The organism is Natronorubrum sediminis (assembly GCF_900108095.1).
GTDB lineage: Archaea > Halobacteriota > Halobacteria > Halobacteriales > Natrialbaceae > Natronorubrum > Natronorubrum sediminis.
Genome location: NZ_FNWL01000001.1, coordinates 749,046 through 769,920, shown reverse-complemented (window position 1 = coordinate 769,920; position 20,875 = coordinate 749,046). Strand labels below are relative to the sequence as shown.

The window sequence follows — 20,875 nt, the reverse complement described above, 5'->3', positions numbered from 1 at the left end:
TATGGAACTCGCCGAATTCGTCGACAGACTCGACGAGGAGCTCCGAACCGACGCGTACGCCGACCTCGACGCCAGCGCGAACGGCCTGCAGGTCGGCCCCGACAGCGCCGAGGTCGAACACGTCGCCGTCGCCGTCGACGGCGTCCAGGAGACGTTCGAACGCGCGGCCGACGCCGGTGCCGACGTCCTTCTCACCCACCACGGAATCTCCTGGGGCGGATTCGATCGCGTCACCGGCCGCACGTACGAGAACGTCGAGACGCTCCTCGAGAACGACCTCGCACTGTACGTCTCCCATCTCCCCCTCGACGGCCACCAGGAACTCGGCAACGCCGCCGGTGTCGCGGACGTACTCGACCTCGAGGATCGAACCCCCTTCGGCGAACTCGGCCCCGAGTACATCGGCCAGCGGGGTGTCGCACCAGAATCGTACACGACGACCCAGGTTCAGGAACGACTGGAAACGTCGCTCGAGGGCCGCGAAAACCCCGTACAGGTGCTCGAGGGCGGCCCCGACGAACTCGAGGAGATCGCGATCATCACCGGTAGCGGCACTGACTGGCTCGCCGAAGCCGAAGCCGCCGGCGTGGACGCGCTCGTCACGGGCGAAGGGAAGCAGAAGGCCTACCACGAGGCTCGAGAGCGAGGTGTAACGGTCTTCCTCGCCGGCCACTACGCGACGGAGACCTTCGGTGTCCGCGCGCTCCAGAACCTGGTCGAAGAGTGGGGTCTCGAGACGACGTATGTCGACGTTCCAACGGGATTGTAAGCGCGTCGCTTCGCTTCGGCCGTAGTCGACTCGTACGGACGACGCGCTCGCGGGCCGAAAGTTGGATCGAGCGGCGAGAACGCCCGCTCAACTGCACTATTTTACAACGGTTAGCCCTCTTTCGACGCTACTCGACCCAGGCAGTCCTTACCATCAAGCGTTCGTGTAATACTCGATCGTACGACGTTTGCAACGGTAACAGTTTCCAGCTAACAATGCTCGTCGATCTGTTCGGTTCATCCACTCCAGAGGCACAACTCCGGAGTACGATCATGACACGAGAGACTTACTCCAGACGCGAGCAGTTACAGGCACTCGGAGCCGTGGGCACACTCGTCGGCGGTGGCGCGATCGGCCTCTCGAGCGTGAGCGCCGACGACGATACCGACGATACCGAAGAGACAGGCGACATCAACGGCGATAACAATCCCGAGGGTGACGCGACGGGCGACGATCAACCTGAAGAGACCGGTGCGTCCGACCGACTGTCGCTGATCCCGAAGTGTATCGACGAGGAACATGGCGGCGCTGCATTCTGCGTCGCTAATCGCGGGAAACGCGACGCCGACCTCAAGTGGCGTCTCGAGACGCCGAAAGAAGACGAGAAGGAGCCCGACGAACCCGAGGAGGGAATCGAGTACCTCGATTGCCAGACGATCCGCGTCGTTGGAGACTTCGCGGCGGCCTCGTTCGAGGCGCTGTTCGTAGAGAACGATGAGATAGGAAACGTCATCGAGTTCGTCGGGCCGGTCGAGGGCGAACAGACGATCGACATCACCGAGGTCGAGAACGTCCCCGAGGACGCCATCGTCGGCTATGCGGAGGCGTTTCACGACGACGGGGAGCCGGTTCCGGGTGACGGCGACGTGACGGCGACCAATCCCGAACTCGAGGCCTGTCAGGAGGCGTTCTTCGGCGAGGTCGTCGTCGAAGTAAGCGAGGACGACGGTGACGAGACGCCAGCGGACGACGAGGCCGCTGCGTCGGAAGAAGCGTCGAGTAGCGTCGAGTCGGCGGACGAGTCCACCCTCGACTGCGAACAGGGGGAACTCGTCGTGCCCGCGAAGTCGACCGCGTGCTTCCCGGTTCCGGTAACGGACGGAGCGGCGTCGGTCGTCTTGCTCGAGGACGGGCAGGAAGTCGACAGCGCGTCGATCGAGACGGAGACCGGCGAGGCGTGTCCGTGCCCTGTCTATCCCGATCCCGACGCCGAATTCCCGTTCGAGAATCCAGAGGAGGCTGAGGAAACGGCGTAGCTGTCGAAGACGGCTCAGCTGTTGGAACCGGCCTTCCAGTGACTCGAGGGCGGGAGAACGACGAGGTCCCGCGCACACATTCTTCGCGAAGACCGCGGCGTTCAAAGCGCTGGCGCGCCCACCAACGGACATGAGCGACGATCACGACTCGAGTCACACTCCAGAACGAGAGACGTTTTCGCACGACCCCATCGGCCACGCCGAGGCCCGTGCTGGCATGACGGTTGGCGAACTCGCCGAGCAGTACGGGAACGCCGGCGTCGGTGCTGCGGACCTCCACGAAGCCGTCGACGTGACGGAATCGATGTTCGCCGACGACGTGACCGTCTTCTTCAGCCTCGCGGGGGCGATGGTCCCGACGGGGATGCGTCGGATCGTCGCCGATCTGATCCGCGAGGGCCACATCGACGTGCTGGTGACCACCGGCGCGAATCTCACGCACGACTCGATCGAAGCCATCGGCGGAAAACACCACCACGGCGCGGCCCACGCCGAGGGGAAGACCGAACGCGAACACGACGAGACGCTTCGCGACGAGGGCGTCGATCGAATCTACAACGTCTACCTGCCCCAGGAGTACTTCGCGGACTTCGAGTCACACCTGCGCGAGGAGGTCTTTCCGGTGCTCGAGACAGAAGCCGAAGAATCGGGTCCCGTCTCGATCCAGCGTTTCACCGAGGAACTGGGTCGGGCGAACAGCGACGTGAACGAACGCGACGATATCGAAGAAGGCCCCGGCATCGCGGCCACAGCGTACGAACACGACGTGCCGATTTACTGCCCCGCCGTTCAGGACTCCGTGCTCGGCCTGCAGGCGTGGATGTACTCCCAGACCTCGCCGTTCTCGCTCGACGCGCTGGCAGACATGTCACCGCTCACGGACGTCGCCTTCGACGCCGAGAAAGCCGGCGCGTTCGTCGTCGGCGGCGGCGTCCCCAAGAACTTCACCCTCCAGACGATGCTCGTCACGCCCGGAGCCTACGACTACGGCGTCCAGTTGACGATGGACCCCAAACAGACAGGGGGACTTTCGGGTGCGACCCTCGAGGAAGCCCGCTCGTGGGGTAAACTCGAGAAAGACGCCGAGAACGTCTCGGTCTACGGCGACGCGACGATCAGCCTACCGCTCGTGATCGCGGCCACGCTCGAGCGACTTGAGGCGTAGGCCGACTCGAGGCGTTCAGACGACGCCGAGCAAGGAGAATCCGTATACGGAACCAGCTACTAACACGACCGTCCACGCCGCGATGCCGACGGTCATCCAGCCCGCGACCAGTCGGTTCGACCCCCCCGCCAGCAAGGCGACGAGTGCGGCGATATGTACGCCAGTCAGGATCGGCCCGCCCACTGCGATACCAGGCAGTCCGTACCGTTCCCAGAGCCCTCGAGCACGGGCGTACCGGTCGCTCGCCGACTCCTCGTCGGGCGGTTCACTCAACTCGTCGCGTGTCCGCGTCTCGCGCCCGCGGCGCCTGTGCCACCACTCTCTGAGCTGTTTGTGGAAGCCGATGAGGACGTAAATCGAGGCGACGTTTCCGGCGAACGCGAAGACGCCCGAGAGCACCGGGTCGAGTCCGACACCGATCGCGACGGGGATGACGACCAGAATCTCCACGACCGGAATAGCCGCGAATACGAATACCAGCAGGTACTGAAGGAATCCGCCCGCGTCCTCGAGCGTCGACCCGACATCGATGAGCAGCAGTGTACCCGTCATGACTCTCCGTCAGTAATCGTCGGTCGGGAACGAAGCAGTAGCTTTCGATTCGACTCGAGTAGTCCCCGACGATATCCGGCCACGATCACTCCTCTTCGCGTCGCTGGCGCATGTTCTGGCGGGTGAACTGGGGCTTGACGCGCGTCGAACGCGGCTCGCGAAACGACCGGTAGAGTTGAATCGCGACGACGAACGAGAAGACCGCAGCGACGATGCTGGCCTCGGGTGCTTGCAGGGCGTAGAGGACGCCCATCGAGAACAGCGACATCGTAAGCAACATGCCGTAAATCAAGCGCTTGGCGAACGTATTGAAGACATCCTCCTCGTCCTCGAGCCCGATGCGAACGAAGAGGTCGTCGCGCTCAAGTCGATCGAGCGTCCGTTCGGTCTTGGGAGCGAGTCGCGTCAACGATTCGCCGGTCTGTCGGAGTTGCTGGCCTGTCTCCGCGACGTACTGCCGGGCGGTTTCCTCGCGATAGCCTTCTTCGGTGAGGTAGTCCGTCGCGACGTCGATGAAGTCGAATTCGGGATCGAGGGTCACGCAGACCCCTTCGACGACGGTCGCGACTCGAAGCACGAGCGCGAGGTTCTTGGGGAGACGAAACGGGAAGACGTAGATCGAATCTTCGATCTGGCCGACGATCTGGTTGATCCGATACTGCTCGACGTCCTGCCCGCGGGCGTCCTGGATCGCAATCTCCATGACTTCGGCCATCACGCCTCTGTCGGCGTCCGGACTGAGCGTTCCGACCTCGATCAACGCGTCGAGAATGCCGTCGATATCCTGGTTGGCCACCGCGACGTAGAAGTCGACGATCTTCTCCTGGACGAACGAATCGACGCGGCCGGACATCCCGAAGTCGTAGAAGACGATCCGGCCGTCGTCCGTCACCGCGAGGTTCCCCGGGTGCGGATCGGCGTGAAAGACGCCGTCGTCGATGATCATCTGCAGGTACGAGCGCTCGAGGTTTTCGGCGATTTGGGTTCGGTCGATCCCCTTCTCATCGAGCGCGTCGACGTCGTTGATCTTCGTCCCCTCGATGTACTCCATCGTGAGTACGCGCTCACCGGAGTGGCTCTCGAGGACGTCCGGGACGAGGAATCGGTCGTCGCCCTCGAAGTTCCCTCGGATCTCCTGAAGCATCTCGGCTTCGCGCTCGTAATCCATCTCCTCGCGGATGGTCTTGGCGAACTCGTCGGCGAGGTTCTCGAGCGAGAACGCCCGCGACTCGTCGACGAAGGTGAGCAAGATGGGAAGGGACCACTTGATGACCCGGAGGTCGGCCGAAACGAGCGATTCGATTTCGGGACGGCGGATTTTGACGGCGACCTCGCGTTCGCGGGCGTCGCTTTCGGCCGTAGCGTCGTCGGCCTCGTCTCTTCCAGCAAGGTCGGACGACGGGTCGACGCGTCCTCGGTACACCTGTCCCAGACTCGCGCCGCTGATCGCCTCGGTGTCGAACTCGCTGAAGTAGTCGTCGACGGGACCGAGTTCGTCCTCGAACACGGCTTTCGCGTCCGCCCACTCGGCTGGTGGCACCTCGTCCTGAAGCGCCGAGAGCACGTCGATGTACGCGGGGGGCAACACGTCGGGGCGCGTCGAGAGCAGTTGCCCGAGTTTGATGAACGTCGGTCCAAGCGTCAACAGCGACTCGAGGAGCACCTCGGCGCGTTGGCGGTGTGTCTCCGAGTCGACCCGTCGCGACCGACCGAAGAACAGAAACCGCCGTCGGTCACGGGCGAAGGCGACGAGCAGCGGGAGGAACTGCCAGGCGACGAGAACGAATCGCTTGTACGCGCGGAGGGAGCCCAGTCTCTGTCACCTCACGTTACTTGTTCTCGTCTTCGTCCTGGTCGACGACGTCGATCGTCGTCTCGCCGCCACCCGAGCGTTTTGGCAGCGTCAGTTCGAGTACGCCGCGTTCGACCGTCGCCGTCGCCTCCGTTTCGATCACGTCCTCGGGAACCGGAAGGTCGACGTCGAGAAAGAGCGAGCGGTTCTCCTCGAGGTAGTGGTAGTGGTCGTCGGTTGGTTTCTCGCGGTGTGCGTCGATAGAGATCCGCCCGTTTTCGACCGTGAGATCGAGCAATTCGGCGGAGACGCCGGGAACGTCGAGAACGAGGAGGTAGTCGTCGTCGCTCTCGAGGAGATCGAAGAAGATGTCTTCGGAGAGATCGCCCAGTGCGTCACGAAGCGCTGGCATACCTACTGGTTCGAACGCCGATACGAAAAAGCCCGCGGTAGCGGTTGGTTCGGGATGTCGTGAACGCGACAGTCGGTTGAGGCGACACCCATCTTCCCACCGACTCCTCAAAACGCCCAGAAGACGGCGATTCCTGCGGCGAGGAGTCCGAGTGCGACGCTGAAGAGTCCATACGCGCCGGCACGAAGCCCGAGTTGCCGTTCCGTGCTGTCGGAAATGATGAACGGATCACCCATTAGCGAGTGGCGGAGACGGAGCCACCGACTGTCGGCGTAGGCCGCCTCGTCGAGGCCGACGGCGGCGTTGACCTGTCCCGGTGCGCTCGAGACGGTCGTGTCGTAGCGGGCCGTCCCGAAGACGTGAACCGACCCGTCGGGAACGAGGAGACGTTCGGTGAAGCGTCGGTCGGTGTCCGTGAACCGATCGAGAAGTCCCCGGTCGTCTCCCGTGTTCTGTGCGTCGACTTCGTCCGTTTCCTCGATGAATTGCGCGACGGCCGACGGCGGTTCCGTTCCGGCGTCGACTTTCGCCTGTGCGTCCGTCTCGAGGCGAAAATCGGCACCCGGCGGCTCGATCAGGACGTTCCCGTCGCCGTCTTCGAGTCTGAACGGGACGTACTCCTGGTCGGTGTAGACGGTCGACCAGCTCGAGGAGTTCTGCGTACCGCTCGAGGAGAGCGTCTCGACTTCACACTCGAAGGCGAGACACGGTGTGGCGCTGATCGGCGAGCGACACAATCGATCGGCCTCGAGTGGCTGTGCCATGCCGCGAAGTTCGACGTGGCCGCCGTCGGTGGTGTCGAGTACCGAATTCGGCTCCGAACGCAGGATTCGGTTCGCGAGTCGGAGTTCGCTAATGCCGTACCAGCAAAACGGTACCGCCACCACGACACCCACGGCGAGTATCGTCAGCGTCACGGGCTCGAGTTGGAGGGTCATCGGTGAACACTCCAGCATTCTGATCAGTTGCATATAAGTACAGTGTCGGCGCGAACCACTGCCGACTTGGATCGCGGCTTCGGTCGTGTCCCCTACGTTTTTGGCCCACGGCACCTCGAGTCAGGGTATGGACGGAGCCGACAGCGACCGGAAGCAATCTGGGTTCAAAGTACGGACGCCGGTGGACGAAGCGCGTCGGATACTTCGGGAGGCGGTCGTCGGAGAAGGGGCCGAAATCGAGCCCGAAACGGGTATCGAGACGATCGACATCGAGCGTGCGGACGGCCGGATACTCGCCGCGCCGATCACGGCAGCGCGGAGCGTTCCCCACTACCAACGGGCGGCGATGGACGGCTACGCCGTTCGCGCGGCCGATACGTTCGGTGCGAGTGACCGCTCACCCGAAGTGCTGCGGATCGCCGACAAGACGGGTGGTGACGCGTCCGTTTCGGCAGACACCGCCGCTCGAGTCCACACGGGAAGCGCCCTGCCGGAGGGTGCCGACGCAGTCGTCATGATCGAACACGTCGCCGAACGCGAATCGGTCGGCGAACTCGAGGTCGAAGACGCCGTCGCGGAGGGTGAGAACGTCGCTCCCGTCGGAGAGGATATCGAAGAGGACCAACACCTCTACGAGGCAGGTCATCGCCTTCGGCCGTCGGACCTCGGTCTCCTGCGGTCTGCGGGGTACGCGAAGGTAACCGTCGCGACGCCACCGACAGTAGGCGTCGTGCCGACGGGCGAGGAACTCGTCGAGCGCGACCCGGATCCGGGGGAAGTCGTCGAGACGAACGGTCTCACCGTTTCCCGACTCGTCGAACGCTGGGGTGGCACGGCCACGTACCGAGACGTCGTCACCGACGATCCTGACTCGTTGCGCGTGGCGATCCAGCGCGATCTGACAAAGGACGTCGTCGTCACCACGGGTGGCTCCTCGGTCGGCCAGCGAGACCTCCTCCCCGAAGTCATCGACGACCTCGGCGAGGTGCTCGTCCACGGCGTCGGGCTCAAACCCGGCCACCCCGTCTGTCTCGGTATCGTCGAAGAGACGCCCGTACTCGCCCTTCCCGGCTACCCCGTCGCCTGCATCGTCAACGCCGTCCAGTTCCTCCGGCCCGTCATGAACTGGCTCGAGGGGACGACGCCTGCACCCCATCCGACGACGAACGCCCGACTCGAGCGCAAGATCCCGAGTGAACCCGGCACGCGAACGTTCGCACGCGTACAACTCGAGGAGCGCGAATTCGGGGACGGAGACTTCGGACCGGACGAGCCCCGCTACCGGGCGATTCCGACCAGGGCGAGTGGATCGGGTGTGCTCTCGAGCGTCGCACTCGCCGACGGCTGGGTGGTCGTCGGCGACGAGCGCGAGGGAATCCCCGCAGGAGAGACCGTCGCCGTCGAAAACTGGGAACCGACCGTCTAGGACCACCATCGTTTAATACCACTGTCTCGCTAACCAGCAGGTATGGACGTTAACGAATTCCTCGAAGGGAGTACGCTCACCGGCAGACAAGCAGCGCTCATCTTCTTTGCATTCTTGCTGTTGGTTATCACAGCAGGAATCTTGCTCATCCTGTTCAGCGACCTCTTCCAGGGGATCGTCTGACCATCGACATAGCAGAGATGGCACCCAGCATTGTCCTTCTGGGTAACTGACCGGAAAATAGTGGTGACCTGACGTTGATCAGGGTGTCGCGAGTGCGAGTCGAAGCGCGTCCGCGAGGGCGTTTACCCGCGCGGTATGTTCGTAGGATCCTTCGCGGACACCGTTCGTCACGTAGGAGAAGGCGATCCCTTCTTCGGGGTCGGCCCACCCGACGCTACTGCCGAGTCCGGCGTGCCCGAAGACGCGCTCCGGCGAGAGCACGCCGTACGGTGCGGCCGTCGTTCCGCCTTTCCAAAAGCCCAACGCGAAGCGCGCCTCGCGATCGAGCGTGCCGTCTGCCTCCGTTTCGGCCTCGAGGGCGGTCAGTTCCTCGACGGTCTCCTCCGAGAGAATGCGCGTGCCCTCGAGTTCGCCGCCGTTTGCGAGGCAGGCGTAGAATCGGGCCATGTCGCTCGCCGTTCCGATGCCCGTCGCCGCGGGAATGACGGCTCGGTGGATCGCTTCGGTGTTGAACGGCGCAGCGACGGCGTTGTGATCGCCCATTCCCTCGCCGGGGTCGCGACAGCGGTCGAACTCGTCGAACGCGGTGAGAGTCGCGACGTCGTCGGTCTCGTGATCTCGGAGCCCGATTCCAGTATTCGTCATCTCGAGGGGATCGAACACGCGTTCGGCGGCGGCTTCCTCGATCGGCGTCCCCGTAATCCGGCGCACGAGTTCACCGACGAGCCAGCCGAACGTCAGCGGGTGATAGGCCGGCACGTCTCCGGGAGAATAGACGAGTTCCATCTCCTCGAGTTGCTCGATGACGGCGTCCCAGTCGGGCCAGAGGTCCGGCCGTCGGTCGATCTCACCCCGTGGGAGGCCGGCTGTGTGACTCAGCACCTGTCGAACCGTGATTTCGGCCTTTTCGCTGCCGGAGTCGGCGAACTCGGGCCAGTGGTCGACGACGCGGTCGTCGTAGGAGAGCAGGCCCTCGTCGACGAGCGTGTGGAGCGTAACGGCCGCGTACGGTTTTGTCGACGAGAAGAGGACGTGTCGACGGGCGGGCGTCTCCTCGTCACCGTTCGGTCCCGTCACTCCGCCCGCGAGGTCGAGTACCTGTTCGCCGTCGAGAGAGACCGTTAACTGCGCGCCGTGGTGGAGTCCGACCTCGAGGTGTCGGTCGAACAATGAACTAATTCGCTCGCGATCAGATTCGGCAAGTCGTGACATACCAACGAACTCAACTGCGAGCGTTGTAACCGTTCCCCTCGGTGTCACGACCGACCGTTACCCGCGTCCCACAATGGATCGTTACTCGAGTCGCTGCCAGTTCGTCGCCGACTCGAGGCGGGGCAACGCCGTCTCGAGGTCCTGTCGGGCAGCGCCGTAGAATCGCTCTCGACCGACTGGCGTTCGGACGCGCAACGTGACGGTGTTGTTCGTGACGCGGAAGATGGACAGCACCCACGACCGTCCCGTCTGCGTCCACTCGCTGTGAAGCGACGCATCCTCGTCGCGGATGACCCGCGAGCCGAGCTCCCAGCTCAATCGGGAGAGATGAGAGAGGTCGAGTGGCACGGCGTCCGGAAGCGACACAGCCGTGCCCGTTACCTGTCGAGAGCCATGCGTAGCCATACCACGCAATTTGTGGGTCGACCGGAAAAAGTCATCTATCCGTCCGTGAATATAAATGGCCCTCGAGGACGCCACCGACGGGCGACAATGCTGGCGAATTTCGACCACGAACCGTCGTCGGTCCGCGTCGACTCGAGCGACCCGAATCGCATCGCGGCGGGCACGAGTCGGTCGACGTTTTTACGCGTGGCCCGTCAACGCCAGATATGGAACGCAAGGAATTTCGCGATCTCGCGTCGCCGGCGGCCGCACGAGAGGCGATCGAGTCGCTCTCGCTCGAGGGCGGAATCGACCGCGTGCCACTCGAGGAGGCCAGCGGGCGCGTGCTCGTCGCGCGACTCGACGCCGAACTCGACGTGCCCGGATTCGATCGCGCGAGTCTGGACGGCTACGCGCTCGCTGCTCGAGAGACGTTCGGTGCCGACGAGGCGGACCCGGCCGAACTCGAAGTCGTCGGCGAGGTCCACGCCGGTGAAGAACCGTCGATCGACCTCGAGGCGGGCGAAGCCGTCGAGATTTCGACCGGCGCGGTGATGCCCTCGGGGGCCGACGCGATGGTTCCCGTCGAGCGAACCGATATCGACACCGAGACGAAGACCGTCCGAATTCGAACGTCGGTCGCACCCGGCGACAACGTCATGTTCGCCGGTGCCGACGTCGCGGCGGGCGAACGCGCGCTCGGACCGGGAACGCAGATTACGCCCCGTGATATCGGGTTGCTCTCCGCACTCGGTATCGACGAGGTGCCCGTCCGCGCTCGCCCGACGGTCGGCATCGTCTCGACCGGCGACGAACTCGTGCGGCCGGGAGGCGACCTCGAGAGCGCTCGCGGGGAGATCTACGACGTCAACAGCTACACGATCGCCGCGGGGGTCGAAGACGCCGGCGGCGAGGCGGTGCTCTACCCACACGCGGGCGACGAGCAAGCGGAGATGGAGGCAATTCTCAAAGAGGCTGCCGAGGAGTGTGACCTCGTCCTCTCCTCCGGATCGACCAGCGCGAGCGCGGTCGACGTCATCTACCGAGTGATCGAAGAGCAAGGCGAACTCCTCCTTCACGGCGTCAGCGTCAAACCGGGGAAGCCGATGCTCGTCGGCCGACTCGGGGGCTCGGACGGGTCGGATGGCTCGAACGGTGACGGTCGCTCGTCAACTGTCGACTCCGCGTACGTCGGGTTGCCCGGCTACCCCGTCTCCGCGATGATGGTCTTTCGAACGTTCGTCGCGCCCGCGATTCGCGCGGCCGCCGGCGTCCCCGAACCCGACTCGGCGACGGTGTCGGGCGTCATGGCTCGAGAGGAACGCTACGGCGAAGGTCGACTCCGGCTCATGCCCGTGGGGGTCGTCGAACGCGAGGACGATTCGCCACTCGTCTACCCCGTCGACAAGGGAAGTGGTGCGACGACGAGTCTCGCCGAGGCCGACGGCGTCGTCGAAGTGAGCCCGGAGACCGATTACCTCGAGGAAGGCGAATCCGTCGCGGTCACGCTCTTCTCACCGGACGTTCGGCCACCCACGTTGCTCGGCATCGGCGAGGACGATCCGACGCTGAACCGACTGCTCGACGGCCTCGAGAACCCTCGCTACCTCTCGGTTGGCACGAGACCCGGCCTTCGGCGACTCCGCGACGGCGTCCCCGATGTCGCCGTGGTCGCTGGTCCGCTCGAGCGCGACGTGGACGCAGTCGAACTCGGCCGCTGGCGCCGCGAGTGGGGCCTCGTCGTTAGGCCCGGCAACCCCGACGAACTCGAGGGACTGGCGGACCTGCTCGAGCACGATCTTCGGTTCGTCAATCGGACGACCGACTCCGGACTTCGCTCGAGTCTCGAGGCCGAACTGGACGCAATTGCTGCCGATCGAGACGAGCGTCCGGAGGACGTTCGTGACGCCATCGACGGCTTCGACCTGGCGCTTCGCGCTCACGAGAGTCCCGCTCGGAAGGTAATCGGCGGCGACGCGGACGCTGGACTCGGCCTTCGCGAAACGGCTGACCGACTCGACCTCGCGTTCGTTCCCGTCGATTCGGAACCCGTTCGCGTCCTCGCGAACCCGGATCGAGTCGACACGGAGAGCGTGCGCGAACTCGAGGCTGCACTCGAATCCGACTCGGAGATCGACATCGCTCGTTGACCGTCCTCGATACGTCACCGTTCAGGAGTCGATATCAACGAGGCCGATAGTCACTCTTGTCAGAACAGTGATTTTTAGGCGTGTGTGGTGTACAAGTGGTGATGTCGACGATAGCCGAGTTCCGGCTCCCTGCAGCGGAGACGACGCTGGGGACAGCACTCGAACACGCATCCGAGGCCACGTTCGAACTCGAGTCCTCGGTATCCAAGACCAACCCCTCCCTGTGGGTCTCAGACGTCGACCGCGAGACCGTCGAACGGGCGTTCGAACTGGACGACTCAGTCGCGGCGTACGAACTGCTCGTCGAGACGGACTCCCGACTGCTCTTCGACGTGAGTTTCGAGAACGGAACGAAACGACTCCGCGACGAATTGCTCGCCGACGGCGGCTCCGTCCTCGAGATGTGGGGGACCAACGGTTGGTGGCAGGTTCGCGTGCGATTCCCCGACAGAGACACCCTCGTCGACGCCTACGATAGACTCGAGGAGACGGGCATTTCCGTCGACTTGCGACGAGTCAGCGACGTGAGCACGGTCTCCGGCACGGACACCAGACTGACCCCCCAACAACAGGAAGCGCTCGAGGCCGCACTCGAGCACGGCTATTTCGAAATCCCCCGTGGTATCTCGATGGAGGAACTGGCCGAGGAGTTAGGCATCTCGCATCAGGCGCTCTCCGAACGGTTTCGTCGGGCGTACGAGACGCTGGTCGACGACGAACTTCAGCCGGCGCGCGAGCAATCGAACGTCAGGTGAGCGTCAACCGATCGTTCGCCCGGTACGCGCCGAGATGAGAACGACAAGTCAGAAGATTCGCGCCGAGAGTGATCTAATCGTTCGAGCGCGCGGGAATAAGATCGCGAACGAACACTTCCTCGGGGAGGTCTGGCAACTGTGGGGGAACGATGCCGTTACTCGAGTCGATGGTGTGGCCCGTCTCGACGTGGTGGTCGATGGCGTCTCGCGAGCGAGTGGCGCTGGAGGGCTCGTCTGCGGGGGTGGTATACCAGTCGCAGGTAAGGCAGTATTTCATCGTGTCTCTGGGTGTCACTCAGAGTGCCGCACTGAATCTTTTTTGGTGCTGGCTGAGCGCCGTCTCGAACGCTGAACAATCACTATCCCTGGACTCTCACTCAAAACAACTCGTCGAACGAATCGACGCGATAGTCGCCTCGAACACATAGCCCGCGTCGGTCGTGGCCGACTCGTTCGACGTGAATCGCATCGAGTCCAGCGTTCCAGGCTGCACCGACGTCGTTCGCCCCGTCTCCGGCGAGGACGCCGACGTGGCCGTTGTCACCGACGCCGAGATCGTCCATCACGGACTGCACTGGCTCCGGATCTGGTTTCCAGCCCGTCTGCTCGGTACAGCACAGTCGGGCGTCGAACCAGTCGTGAATGTCGAGGTGATCGAGCACCGGCTCGCAGAGGAACTTCTGGCAGTGGGTGACCAGGCCGACCGGCACGTCGAGGTCGGTGACGAACGCAGCGTCCTCGTGGAGGTAGGTCTGTTCGGCCCGAACGAGCGGATCCTCCTCCTCGTGGAAGGCATCCCAGAACGCGATGGGATCGATTCCCCACTCCTCGAGTTGACGGTTTCTCGAGCCGGTGAGGCCACTCCAGAGGATGTCCGCCTCTCGGTCGGTGAACTCGCGGCCGAGTTTCGTGCCGACCCGGTCGAATATCTCACGGGTGTAAGACCACTCGACGTCGATGAGCGTCCCGTCTAAATCGAGCAGCCAGAAGTCGTACTCGTCCTCGAGCGAAGCCGCCATTGGACGCAGAGATACGTCCCTCTCGAGTAAAGATGTATCGCCTGAGGACTCACTCACGCGGGCTGGGACTCGCGACGTGTTCGGCGGCCTCACTTGCTCGGAGAACGGTTCCCCGTGATCCACTGAAACGGGTCGTCGTAGTGTTCGCTCACGGCTAGTAGATAGATGACGACGGCCCCGTAGACGACAATCATCAGGAGTGGAAGCGAACCGACGGACATCCCGAGGAACAACCCGAGGGCGGCCGTTCCGCCGAAGTACGTAAGCGCGAGCAACCAGCCGATCGGATGCCCAGAGAGCAAACAGGCAACGACGAGAAGTGGAAGTATCACACCGGCCATTTCAGCTGTCGTCAGCGCCTCGCCCGCTGCAGCGGGATTGAGATACGAGAACGCTCCTTCGAATATGAGGACGAACACGAGAACGTAGATGCCGGCCGGGAGCCGTCCGAAGTGGTCGACGAGTCGCTCTTGGATCCCGTCAGCGTCCTGCGATGCTGTCGACATTGCTGAAAAATACGAATGCTGTCACAAAAGTGTTCCTCTGGGGTTCCGCGGGTTCTCTACCGCGAAACCCCACGGGTGACGGAAACGCTCTCGGTCTCGAGGCCAGCCTTACTTCCCTTCGAACTCCGGCTCACCGTCTCCCATGAAGGCCGTGATGCCCTCCATGAGGTCGTCGGTCGCCATCAGGTGACCGAACGCGGAGGCCTCGTACTCGAGGCCGGCTTCGGTGTCGTGGCGGCCGGTGAGCATCGCGCGCTTGGTGAACTTCTGGGCGACTGGCGGGCCGCCGGCGAGGTCAGTCGCGAGGGCGAGGGCTTCGTCCTCGAGGTCCGCGTTGTCGACGACGTCGTTGACGAAGCCGTAGTCGGCCATCGTCTCGGCGTCGAAGCGCTCCGCGGTGAGGATGATCTCCTTCGCTCGACCCTCGCCGACGATGTGTTTGAGTCGCTGCGTGCCACCCCAGCCGGGCAGCAAGCCAAGGTCGAGTTCGGGTTGGCCGAACGCCGAGCGCTCGCTCGCCACGCGGAGGTCGGCACACATCGAGAGCTCCATCCCGCCGCCGAGACAGAAGCCGTCGATGCCGGCGACGATGGGCAGGTCACAGGCCTCGAGTTTACCGAACGTCTGCTGTCCCAGCCGGGACAGTTCCTGACCCTCGAGTGGATCCGCACCGCCCGCGGCCATGCTCTGGACGTCTGCTCCGGCGGAGAAGGCCTTCTCGCCCTCGCCCGTGATCAGAATCGAGCGAATCTCTTCGTCGTCCTCGAGCAAGTCGACGGCTGTGGCGAGTTCCTCGAGCAGTTCGTCGCTGATGGTGTTCATCCGGTGTGGCCGGTCGAGGACGATGTGACCGACCATGTCGCCGGGATACTCGACGCGGATGGCGTCGAACTCGACGCCGTCGTCGTCTTCCGCGGCGTCATAGAAGCCGCCTTCGGACGCTCGCTCCTCGAGGTAGTCGGCTGGTTCGTAGCGTTCGTGGCCCGTCTCCTCGTAGGCCTCCTCGAGCGTCTCGAGGGCGTTCTCGATGCCGAACTCGTCGACAATCTTGACGGGTCCGTCGGGGAAGCCAGCGCCGAGTTTCGTCGCCTCGTCGATCGATTCAGGCGGCGCGACGTCGTTGCCGATCAACTTCGCGACTTCGTTGGCCATCGACGCGATCAGCCGGGACTCGACGAGATCCGACTGCTCGTCGGTTGGAATGTCGGCGCCGTCGCCGTCCTCGTAGTCGTAGAAGCCTTTTCCGGTTTTCTTGCCCAGTTCCTCGTTTTCGACCTTGCGCTCGAGGAGCGGACACGGCTCGTAGGGCTCGCCGAGCACGTCGTGCATGTACTCGAGGACGTGGTAGCTGATGTCGTTGCCGACCTGATCGCCGAGTTCGAAACTGCCCATCGGCAGGCCCATGTCGTACTTCGTCGTGGAGTCGACTTCGGCGATGGTGGCCTCGTCGCTCTCGACGAGCCAGCAGGCTTCGTTCATCAGTGGGACGAGCACGCGGTTGACGATGAAGCCGGGCGAGTCCTTGTGGACGCGGACGGGCGACTTGCCGATGTCGTCGGCCAGTTCCTCGATGACGTCGAGCGTCTCGTCGTTCGTCTGTGCACCCGAAATCACTTCGACGAGTTGCATCCGCACCGGCGGGTTGAAAAAGTGCATTCCACAGAATTGCTCGGGACGCTCGGTGAACTCCGAGAGGTCCGTAATCGAGAGACTCGAGGTGTTCGTCGCGAAGATGGCTCGGTCGGGGGCGACGGACTCGAGTTCGGTGTAGACGTCCTCTTTGATCTCCATCTGCTCGGGGACGGCCTCGATGACGACGTCCGCGTCGCCACAGGCGTCCGCCATGTCGACGAAAGGCGTCACGCGCTCGAGGGCGGCCTCGGCCTCGTCGTCGGAGAGTTGGTCGTTTTCGGCGAGTTTGTCGAGCGACCACTCGATCTGGTCGTAGCCGTTCTGGACGAACTCCTCGTTGATGTCGCGCATGTTCACGTCGTAGCCAGCCATCGCGACGACCTCCGCGATGCCGTGGCCCATGTTGCCTGCACCGAGAACTGCGACGGTGTTGATATCTTCGAGCTCCATGGCCATACATGGAATCGGCACGTGTTTGAACGTTTCCCTCTCTCTGGAGGAAACTATAGTTCCGTTTATTACGGGTTACAAAGCTCTTTATCGCTGGGGTAGAAAGCCGATGACATGGAATTCGGTCTCACCGAAGAACAGGAACAGATTCGCGAGGAAGTCGCTCGGTTTGCCGAAAACGAAATCGTCCCCGAAGCGGAGACGTTCGACGAGGAGGAGAAATTCCCCCACGAGATCGTCGATCAGGCCGCGGAGATGGGCCTCGTCGGCTCCTCGATCCCAGTCGAGTACGGCGGCGCGGGCTACTCGACGCTCGAGACAGTGATCATCGCCGAGGAACTGTTCTCCTACGATCCCGGTATCGCGCTCTCGATTCTCGCCTGCTCGTTCGGGACCGAAGCGATCCGCGAGTTCGGTACGGAAGACCAGAAAGAACGCTTCTTAGAGCCCGTCGCGCTGGGCGAGAAGATTTCCGGCGCCGCAATTTCCGAACCCGACACCGGCTCCGACGTCTCCTCGGTTTCGACGCAGGCCGAGAAGGACGGCGACGAGTGGGTCGTCAACGGCAACAAGATGTGGATCACGAACGGAAGCGTCGGCGACTTCTTCGTCGTCCTCTGTAAGACCAACCCCGACGCCGAGGGCCGCTACAACGGCTTCAGCCAGATCGTGGTCGAATCCGACCGCGACGGCTTCAGCGCCGACAAGATCACCGGAAAGATGGGCATCCGCGCCTCCGACACCGCCGAACTCATCTTCGACGACGTGCGCGTCCCCGAAGAGAACCTCATCGGAACCAAAGACGCCGCGTTCATGCAGCAGATGCAGTTCTTCGACGCCACTCGTGTCGGCGTCGCCGCACAGGGCGTCGGCATCGCGAAGGGTGCGACTCGAGAGGCACTCGAGTACGCACAGGATCGCGAGCAGTTCGGTCAGCCGATCAGCGAGTTCCAGGCGATTCAGCACAAACTCGCCAATATGGCGACCGAAACCGAGGCCGCGCGTAACCTGACCTACAAGGCCGCCTGGCACGTCGACCAGGGCGAGGACATCACCAAACTCGCCTCGATGGCCAAGGAGTACTCCTCTCGCGTTGCCGTCGACGCTGCTAACGAAGCCGTCCAGATCCACGGCGGCTCGGGCTACGTCAACGACTTCCCCGTCGAGCGCTTCTACCGCGACTCGAAGATTACCCAGATCTACGAGGGAACGTCCGAGATTCAGAAGAACGTTATCGCCCGCGAACTACTCGGGAAAGGCTTCTAAGCACCCTCCCACCCACTCGATCACTACTTCGTTCCCCAAACCACTTCGTTTCACACGCTCGTTCGTTCGGCTTCCGCATTCGTTTTCTCGATACTCCTGCAGACGAATTCGGTTCGTGTCGAGTAGGCATCCGAGCACCGCTCTCGAAGCGAACTCCCGTCGTAATTGCTAACTGTTTGGATAAGCGAAACAGTTGTCAATCCATGTGGGGCCTCGACACGGCCAGTATCGTCCGATACCGCGTGTGCGCGCCCGATGCAGTAATCGGGCTCGATTCACGCGAGTCCCATGTTCGATGACCAGTTTCGTACGTGAAACGGCGTTAGTCCGGAAATAGGTACACACGGTCCGTTGTAACCTGTTCGTATTCATGGCAGACCATAGCAGGCGCGAAATTTTGGCGTCTACAGGCGCAACGGCTGCGGCAATTGGATTATTCACAACCACGGGGGCGGCAATAAACGATGACGACGAGTCACCGATGGACAGCCCCGATGGCTGGTCGTCACTCGGTGGCGGGCAAGGAAACACGGGCTTTCTCGAGGACGAAACCGGTCCCGAGGATCCCGTTGCCCCGGCCTGGCAGTACAACCACAGCGGCATGCTCGCCGTCGTCGACGACGTCGTGTACCTCGCCGGCGACGACGAGGTCCACGCTCTCGACGCCGAAACCGGCTCTCGAGAGTGGGAAGTTGACGTCGAGGGTGTCGAGGGGGCACCGGCTGTCGCCTACGATACCGTCTATCTCGGCGGGGAGCAGTTGACGGCGCTCGACGCTGCAGACGGTGACGTTCGCTGGGAACTCGACCTCGAGCCGGACGAGGTTATCGCGTCGCCGAACGTCGAAGCCGAACTCGTATTGGTCGTCGCCGACGGTGTCGTGTACGCCGTCGACGCACTGGAAGGCGAGGTTGGCTGGGAGTACGAACCGGCGGACGAACAACTCCACGAGCAGGCGGTCGCGATCGTCGAGGACATCTGTATCACCGCGAGCGAAACGCAACTGTACGCACTCGACGTGCACAACGGCTCGGAGCTCTGGACGTACGAGTCGGACGACGATTCCCTCGACGGGCAGTTCGCCAGCCGACTCGCAGCGTATCCGATGGCGACCAAAGAGTACGTCGTCGCAATGCGAGCGAACGACGAACTGTCGATTCACGACCTCGAGGACGGCGAGGAAGAGGGCCGCGTTAGTAATTTCAGTAATCCGGAGGGGGCGATCACGGACGACCGAATTCTCAACACCACCGGAATGGACAGCTACTACGCCGCCGCACACGATCTGGAAACGGGCGAGTCGGAGTGGGAGGCAGAAGAGTCTGGTCTCGGTGCGACACCACCGATCACCGACGGCGACCTCGTCTACTCCGGACTCACGAGCGAGGACGAATTCAGCGACGGCGAAACGGGAGATCGCTTCTACGCGTTCGACATCGAGGATGGCTCAACTGCGTGGCAGATCGACACGGGTGCCAGCCTGTGGCCTCTCGCCGTCGTCGGCGAAACGCTCTACGTCGGAACGCTCTCGAACGACGGTATGATCTTCGCCCTGCGGAGCAATTCGGAAACCGACGCCGACGAGGACGATATCGACGAGGAACCGGAAGACGACGGTGACTCCCCGGAAGAGGAAGTCGAGGGCGATTCCGAGGACACCGACGAGTCCGACGATGACGACGACGAAGCGCCAGACGGGGACGCTGACGCGGATGGCGGCTCCGACGACGATGGCGACGACGCTGACGCGGATGGCGATTCCGACACGGATAGCGACGATGACGCAGACGACGGGTCGGACGATGCGGACGATGACGCAGATGACGATGACGCAGATGATGCGGACGACGATGGTGCGGACGAAGACGAAGATGACGATGACGCAGATGATGCGGACGACGCTGCGGACGATGACACGGAAGACGCTGCAGACGATGACGCAGACGACGCAGCAGACGCGGACGGCGACGATAGCGTTCCCGGCTTCACCACCGGTGCAGGCCTCCTCGGCGGTGCCCTCTCACTCGAGTGGCTCCGCCGTCGCGAAATGGAACCCGACGAGGAAGAGGAAGCGTAATCACTGCCTCGTAATCGGGTGAGTTCCCGGAACCAGTCGATTATTTTTGAGTGACTCGAGGACGATCGACCCGTTAGCTATCGGAATCCGAGTCGGTGTCAGTGCCATCTCGATCTGAATCGGTGTCAGTGCCCGGCGGGTCAGTGTCCGTGTCAGTGCCATCTCGGTCGGTGTCCGTGTCGGTACCTGGGGGGTCAGTATCCGTATCTGTACCCGGCAGGTCGGTATCCGTATCGGTGCCTGGTCTGTCGGTGTCCGTGTCGGTATCACCGTCGTCCCGATCGAAATCGGTGTCCGTGTCGCCGTCGTCCTGATCGCTACCAGTGTCTGTATCGGTGCCAGGTGGGTCAGTGTCCGTGCCAGGCGGGTCAGTGTCAGTTCCCGCGTGATCTAGGTCGCGACCGGTATCACTACCGGAATGCTCTCCATCGCTATCCGCGTCCGTTCCCCGACCATCGAACTCGGTGTCTGTCTCGTGATCCGTGACTGAGACGTTCGGCACGCGTCTCGAGGAACCTGTGTCGTCGGATTGAGCGGGCTTCGACGGCGACTCGAGGTCACGGTGGTTTGCTGAGGGTTCGTCCGCCGAGAGGGAATCTCGGCTGCGTTCGACTGGCGGTTTCGGTTCAGAGACACCGTCGCGTTCGGGTCTGGATTCGTGTTCGAACTCACGTTCGACGTCGGCGACGATGGGTGAGTTGGGTTCGAACACGTACAGGACGATGGGGGGCAGAACGTAACAGGCGATGGCGACTGCGGCAAACCACGGGTCGAGAAAGATGAGCAAGCCGAACATCGCCAGCGCAGCGGTTGCGGCTGTGTGGATGGTCGTGTCCGTATAGCGACGGTAGAACAGCCAGAAGTCACGGATTCGGTTCTGGACTGCCGGGATCGTGACGAGCGACGGCGAAACCATCGTGAGTACTACGTG

The 20,875-nt window shown here is 63.1% G+C and carries 20 protein-coding genes; 9 read left to right on the top strand and 11 right to left on the bottom strand.

Features of this window, described 5'->3' with window-relative positions:
- The first annotated feature begins 1 nt into the window (after position 1).
- The 3 genes from BLW62_RS03730 (at position 2) to BLW62_RS03720 (ending at position 3,190) form a co-directional block, all read left to right on the top strand.
- The gene (locus tag BLW62_RS03730; RefSeq protein ID WP_090505304.1) at positions 2 to 769 is read left to right on the top strand and encodes a Nif3-like dinuclear metal center hexameric protein; all 768 of its coding nucleotides are present in this window, start codon (positions 2 to 4) and stop codon (positions 767 to 769) included.
- Positions 770 to 1,041: 272 nt separating this feature from the next.
- Positions 1,042 to 2,025 (top strand): hypothetical protein, encoded by a 984-nt coding sequence (locus BLW62_RS03725; protein ID WP_139305372.1) that lies wholly within the window; start codon positions 1,042 to 1,044, stop codon positions 2,023 to 2,025.
- Between the two features lie 130 nt (positions 2,026 to 2,155).
- The gene (locus tag BLW62_RS03720) at positions 2,156 to 3,190 is read left to right on the top strand and encodes a deoxyhypusine synthase (protein WP_090505300.1); all 1,035 of its coding nucleotides are present in this window, start codon (positions 2,156 to 2,158) and stop codon (positions 3,188 to 3,190) included.
- A 15-nt stretch (positions 3,191 to 3,205) separates the two neighbouring features.
- Here the strand turns inward: BLW62_RS03720 and BLW62_RS03715 are convergent, their stop codons facing one another.
- The 4 genes from BLW62_RS03715 to BLW62_RS03700 all read right to left on the bottom strand — a co-directional run bounded on the left by BLW62_RS03715 (position 3,206) and on the right by BLW62_RS03700 (position 6,884).
- The gene (locus BLW62_RS03715; RefSeq protein ID WP_090505299.1) at positions 3,206 to 3,742 is read right to left on the bottom strand and encodes a small multi-drug export protein; all 537 of its coding nucleotides are present in this window, start codon (positions 3,740 to 3,742) and stop codon (positions 3,206 to 3,208) included.
- An 85-nt stretch (positions 3,743 to 3,827) separates the two neighbouring features.
- The gene (locus BLW62_RS03710) at positions 3,828 to 5,498 is read right to left on the bottom strand and encodes an ABC1 kinase family protein (RefSeq protein ID WP_090505297.1); all 1,671 of its coding nucleotides are present in this window, start codon (positions 5,496 to 5,498) and stop codon (positions 3,828 to 3,830) included.
- Positions 5,499 to 5,571: 73 nt separating this feature from the next.
- A complete protein-coding gene (locus tag BLW62_RS03705) occupies positions 5,572 to 5,946 on the bottom strand; it encodes an Hsp20/alpha crystallin family protein (protein WP_090505295.1) in 375 nt (124 codons plus the stop codon).
- Between the two features lie 107 nt (positions 5,947 to 6,053).
- On the bottom strand, positions 6,054 to 6,884 hold the full coding sequence (locus tag BLW62_RS03700) for a GIDE domain-containing protein (RefSeq protein ID WP_090506404.1): 831 nt from the start codon (positions 6,882 to 6,884) through the stop codon (positions 6,054 to 6,056).
- Positions 6,885 to 7,011: 127 nt separating this feature from the next.
- Between BLW62_RS03700 and BLW62_RS03695 the strand changes: the two genes are divergently transcribed.
- Together BLW62_RS03695 and BLW62_RS18490 are read left to right on the top strand one after the other, a co-directional pair.
- Complete coding sequence (locus BLW62_RS03695) at positions 7,012 to 8,310, top strand: molybdopterin molybdotransferase MoeA (RefSeq protein WP_090505293.1); 1,299 nt, start codon at positions 7,012 to 7,014, stop codon at positions 8,308 to 8,310.
- A gap of 42 nt (positions 8,311 to 8,352) precedes the next feature.
- Positions 8,353 to 8,493, top strand: a complete 141-nt coding sequence (locus BLW62_RS18490) for a hypothetical protein (RefSeq protein ID WP_175459670.1) — start codon at positions 8,353 to 8,355, stop codon at positions 8,491 to 8,493.
- Positions 8,494 to 8,571: 78 nt separating this feature from the next.
- On the opposite strand, the gene BLW62_RS03690 is transcribed toward BLW62_RS18490, so the two are convergent.
- Positions 8,572 to 9,705 (bottom strand): serine hydrolase domain-containing protein, encoded by a 1,134-nt coding sequence (locus BLW62_RS03690; protein WP_090505291.1) that lies wholly within the window; start codon positions 9,703 to 9,705, stop codon positions 8,572 to 8,574.
- Between the two features lie 81 nt (positions 9,706 to 9,786).
- A complete protein-coding gene (locus tag BLW62_RS03685; protein WP_090505289.1) occupies positions 9,787 to 10,110 on the bottom strand; it encodes a hypothetical protein in 324 nt (107 codons plus the stop codon).
- 206 nt (positions 10,111 to 10,316) lie between these two features.
- On the opposite strand from BLW62_RS03685, the gene BLW62_RS03680 reads away from it, so the two are divergent.
- Both BLW62_RS03680 and BLW62_RS03675 read left to right on the top strand, forming a co-directional pair.
- Positions 10,317 to 12,239: a molybdopterin biosynthesis protein gene (locus BLW62_RS03680; protein ID WP_090505286.1), complete on the top strand. Its 1,923-nt coding sequence runs from the start codon at positions 10,317 to 10,319 to the stop codon at positions 12,237 to 12,239.
- Positions 12,240 to 12,340: 101 nt separating this feature from the next.
- A complete protein-coding gene (locus BLW62_RS03675; RefSeq protein WP_076579040.1) occupies positions 12,341 to 12,994 on the top strand; it encodes a helix-turn-helix domain-containing protein in 654 nt (217 codons plus the stop codon).
- Positions 12,995 to 13,067: 73 nt separating this feature from the next.
- Here the strand turns inward: BLW62_RS03675 and BLW62_RS03670 are convergent, their stop codons facing one another.
- The 4 genes from BLW62_RS03670 to BLW62_RS03655 form a co-directional block, all read right to left on the bottom strand.
- Complete coding sequence (locus BLW62_RS03670) at positions 13,068 to 13,271, bottom strand: hypothetical protein (RefSeq protein WP_090505284.1); 204 nt, start codon at positions 13,269 to 13,271, stop codon at positions 13,068 to 13,070.
- A 100-nt stretch (positions 13,272 to 13,371) separates the two neighbouring features.
- Positions 13,372 to 14,013, bottom strand: coding sequence for an HAD family hydrolase (locus tag BLW62_RS03665; RefSeq protein ID WP_090505282.1), 642 nt, complete (start codon positions 14,011 to 14,013; stop codon positions 13,372 to 13,374).
- Positions 14,014 to 14,102: 89 nt separating this feature from the next.
- On the bottom strand, positions 14,103 to 14,519 hold the full coding sequence (locus BLW62_RS03660; protein ID WP_090505280.1) for a hypothetical protein: 417 nt from the start codon (positions 14,517 to 14,519) through the stop codon (positions 14,103 to 14,105).
- Positions 14,520 to 14,627: 108 nt separating this feature from the next.
- Positions 14,628 to 16,601: a 3-hydroxyacyl-CoA dehydrogenase/enoyl-CoA hydratase family protein gene (locus tag BLW62_RS03655; RefSeq protein ID WP_090505278.1), complete on the bottom strand. Its 1,974-nt coding sequence runs from the start codon at positions 16,599 to 16,601 to the stop codon at positions 14,628 to 14,630.
- Between the two features lie 114 nt (positions 16,602 to 16,715).
- Between BLW62_RS03655 and BLW62_RS03650 the strand changes: the two genes are divergently transcribed.
- Together BLW62_RS03650 and BLW62_RS03645 are read left to right on the top strand one after the other, a co-directional pair.
- Positions 16,716 to 17,867 carry an acyl-CoA dehydrogenase family protein gene (locus tag BLW62_RS03650; RefSeq protein WP_090505276.1) on the top strand — a complete coding sequence of 384 codons (1,152 nt, stop codon included), beginning with the start codon at positions 16,716 to 16,718 and terminating at the stop codon, positions 17,865 to 17,867.
- Positions 17,868 to 18,348: 481 nt separating this feature from the next.
- Complete coding sequence (locus BLW62_RS03645) at positions 18,349 to 19,944, top strand: outer membrane protein assembly factor BamB family protein (RefSeq protein ID WP_175459669.1); 1,596 nt, start codon at positions 18,349 to 18,351, stop codon at positions 19,942 to 19,944.
- A 73-nt stretch (positions 19,945 to 20,017) separates the two neighbouring features.
- On the opposite strand, the gene BLW62_RS03640 is transcribed toward BLW62_RS03645, so the two are convergent.
- Complete coding sequence (locus BLW62_RS03640) at positions 20,018 to 20,860, bottom strand: hypothetical protein (RefSeq protein WP_175459668.1); 843 nt, start codon at positions 20,858 to 20,860, stop codon at positions 20,018 to 20,020.
- Between the last annotated feature and the right edge of the window lie 15 nt (positions 20,861 to 20,875).